Annotated in this window: 2 pseudogenes; one reads left to right on the top strand and one right to left on the bottom strand. The window is 45.4% G+C overall.

Going from position 1 to position 3846, the window contains the following annotated elements:
- Nucleotides 1–227 (top strand): annotated as a pseudogene (locus F6K37_RS30430) (hypothetical protein); the annotation flags it as partial.
- Nucleotides 228–728: 501 nt separating this feature from the next.
- Here the strand turns inward: F6K37_RS30430 and F6K37_RS30425 are convergent.
- Nucleotides 729–3846, bottom strand: a pseudogene (locus F6K37_RS30425) (NB-ARC domain-containing protein); the annotation flags it as partial.

The following is a 3846-nucleotide window of genomic DNA, read 5'->3' as shown; positions in this document are numbered from 1 at the left end:
AACCAAACTGTTTTTGCCCACCCTACAAGCTACAGTACCTCACCCTATTGAAAACCGCTATACTGAATGAAGTAAACAAGGCGTTAAAATCTATGGCAAGGAATACTAAAAGTCATTTTGCTCCCTACTTAAAATATAGAGGTAAAACTGTTGAAGAACAAATTAAACTCAATCAACCTGCTCTGGCATGGCTAAGAAAACGCCTCGAAGAGGAAATCACTCAATGAAGAAGCTAAAATCAGACAGGAGGATTTAGAGAAATTTAAACAAATTCTTGATAGTTTTCGTCCAGAAGGCTCTAAGCTATATAGCTAAGAATGATTGTTTTTGTCGATACAGGGGTTTTAGGGTTATTATCTTCTCCCAATGACAAATAAGAAGCACAACAATGTCAGCAATGGCTTTACTCTCTTTTAGCTAGAGGGGTTTATGTACTGAGTTCTGATTTGTGTGATTATGAAGTTACTCGAAGATGGCAAGATATTAGATTTTGAATTGAGGGATGCGAACGCACTCTATATTTCCTGAACTTTATTTCAGCGCAATTATTCCCCATGGAACAGGCATCAACTGAATCCTAATACCTGTTCGCCCCACACCCAGTAAAGCTAATAATAATTCCTCTATCCTTGATTAACTCTTATCTCTTGCCTCTTGCCTTTTGCCTTTTGCCTTTTGCCTCTTATCTGTTCCCTACTCCCTACTCCCTACTCCCTACTCCCTTTCCTTTACTTCCACCATCCGCTAACATCTTCAACCGCTGCCACCGTTTCTCTTAGGGCTTCAACACCCCCAAGGTGGATAATTAAAGGAGCTAATTGATAAAGATGGTTAAGAAAATCGGGACGGCTTAGACTAGCTAAACAATCAAGAATTTGTTGCCAACCATAAAAATCAACCAACGAAGGATTTAATTTCTTAAGCAAGTTTTCTAAGAAAGAGGTTCGGGAAAATCCATGCACGGTTCTAACCACATTTAAGGCTTCTGGTAACAACACTTCCGGTAAGTAGGGTTCTAAGACCCCCAAGGCATTACTGGCTCTGGCGCAATCTAAGGCTTGGCCTAAGAACACTGGCGGTAAGTGGGGGGCTAAGTCAATTAAGAGATCAACTCGTTCGTAGTCATGCTCGGCTCTGACACAATCTAAGACTTCTGGTAACACTTCTGGAAAATCGGGGGCTAAGCGGATTAAGGCATAGGCTCGGGAGGATGGATTCCGAATGGCTCTGATCTCATCTAATGCTTCTGGTAATAGTTCCGGTAAGTGGGGAGCTAAGGTGATTAAGGCATTGGCTCGGAAGGATGGATTCCGAATGGCTCTGGCGGAATCTAAGGCTTGTGGTAATAGTTCCGGTAAGTGAGGGACTAAGGCTCCCGAGGCTAAAGCTCGGCAGTATTCATCCCCAAGGGCTCTAGCACAATCTAAGGCTTGCTGTAACAACACATCCGGTAAGTGGGGGGCTAAGGCGATTAAGGTATTGGCTCGGTAGTATTCATCCCCAATTTCTTGAGCGTCATCTAAAACTTGCTGTAACAACACATCGGGTAAGTGAGGAGCTAAGCCGATTAAGACATCGACTCGGAGGGATTGATAATCAAAGGTTCTGGTGTAATCTAAAACTTGCTGTAACAACACATTTGGTAAGTGGGGAGCTAACCTGATTAAGGTCTTGACTTGGAAGGATTTATCCGGAATGGCTTTGGTAGCATCTAAGGCTTCTGGTAACACTTCCGGGAAGCGGGAGGCTAAGGCAATTAAGACATTGACTGGTGGGTTGTATCTGGGAAGAGCTCTAGTAATTTCTAAGGCTTCGGGTAACAACACTTGAGGTAAGTGGGGCGCTAAGGCTCTTAAGGTCTGGACTCGGTGGTATTCATTCCGAATAGCTCTGGTAATTTCTAAGGCTTGGGGTAACAACACTTGAGGTAAGTGGGGGGCTAAGGCTCTTAAGGTCTGGGCTCGTTGCTTTTCATCCCGAATGGTTCTGGTAACCTCTATGGCCTGGGTTCGGAAAGATTTAGACATTTCCGGTAAGTGGGGAGCTAAGGTGATTGAGGCATGGGCTCGCTGGTCTTGATCCGGAATGTTTCTGGCGAAATCTAAGGCTTCTGGTAACAATTCGGGGAAGTGGAGGGCTAAGCCGATTAAGGCATAGCGTTCCAAGTATTCATGCCCAATCCCTGGGACGTAATCTAAGACTTCTTGGTCTAAGAACACTTCCGGTAAGTCAAAGACAAAGAGGATTAAAGCCTCAGCTCGGTCTTCTTGATCCCCAAGGCCTCTGGCGTAATCTAAGGCTTGGTGTAACAACACTTCCGGTAAATGAGAGGCTAACTCCTTTAAGGCCTCCTCTCGGTCTCCTTTATCCTGAATAGCTTTGGCAGCATCTAAGGCTTCTGGTAACACTTCCGGGAAGTGGACAGTTAAGGCAATTAAGGCATCGGCTCGCCAGTATTCATCCCGAACCCCCTTGGCAACCTCTAAGGCTTGAGGTAACAACACTTGAGGTAAGTAGGGGGCTAAGTTCTTTAAGGCTTTTGCTCGTCGCTCGTGTCGCTCCTCTATATTGCTATATTTTAATTGAAAGAGATAGATTCGCTTGTCTGTACCCTCTAAGCTATCGGCGTGGTCATATTCATGGCCAAGGGCTCTGGCACCATCTAAGGCTTCTGGTAACACTTGTGGGAAGTGGACAGCTAAGACTCCTAAGGCATCGACTCGGTCTGCTTCATCCGGAATGGCTCTGGCGAAATCTAAGGCTTCGGGTAACACTTCCGGGAACTCGACAACTAAGGCTCCTAAGTCATCGACTCGGTATTTTTCATCCCAAAAGGAATTGACTAAGGAATTGACTCGGTATGTTTCATTCCAAAGAGCTCTGACGGAATCTAAGGCTTCTGGTAATACTTCCGGCAAGTAGGCGGCTAAGGCTCTTAAGGCTCTTGTTCGCTGGTTTCCATCAGAAATGGCTTTGGCGCAATCTAAGGCTTCTGGTAATACTTCCGGGAAGTAGGGGGCTAAGTCGATTAAGGCATGGGCTCGGTTGGATTCATGCCTAATCTCTCTTACACAATCTAAGGCTTCGGTTAACACTTGAGGTAAGTGGGGGGCTAACCCGATTAAGGCTTGTGCTCGGTCTTCTTCATCCCCAATCTCTCTTGCCAAATCTAAGGCTTGAGGTAACAACACATCGGGTAAGTGGGGGGCTAAGCCGATTAAGACATTGACTCGGTTGAATTCAGCCTTAGTCTCTCTTGCCAAATCTAAGGCTTGAGGTAACAACACATCGGGTAAGTGGGGGGCTAACCCGATTAAGACATTGACTCGGTTGAATTCAGCCTTAGTCTCTCTGGCACAATCTAAGGCTTGGGGTAACAACCCTTGAGGTAAGTGGGGAGCTAAGGCGATTAAGGCGTTAGCTCGGGGATTAGGTTGCTCGCCTTTACTCGCAATGGTTCTAGCGCAATCTAAGGCTTGGGGTAACAACTCTTGAGGTAAGTGGGGAGCTAAACCGATTAAGGCTTTAGCTCGGTATCTTTGATCTCCAATCCCTCTGGCAACGTCTAAAGCTTCCGGTAATAAAGAAGGGGGAAGATACTCACTAATTGCCTTTAAACCTTCTGCTTGATTTTCAGAATCTTTGCTCTGTCGCACATAAGCTAGTGCTTGAACTGGGGTCCAGATCTTATTCTCCAGTAATGCTGCCATTAACTTTGCAGGAATATTTCCAGCCAAGCTGTTGAGGGATGTCGTAATCAGAGCATACCGACACTGTAAACTAATCGATTCTGTAGGATTTTCTGGAAAATTATCTGCTGCTATTGTCCAAGCTCTCGATACATCC

Origin of the sequence: Moorena sp. SIO4E2 (assembly GCF_010671945.1) — a bacterium.
In the GTDB taxonomy this organism is placed as follows: domain Bacteria; phylum Cyanobacteriota; class Cyanobacteriia; order Cyanobacteriales; family Coleofasciculaceae; genus Moorena; species Moorena producens.
The sequence above is the reverse complement of the archived record's forward strand: the minus strand, read 5'-3'. Positions and strand labels throughout refer to the sequence as shown.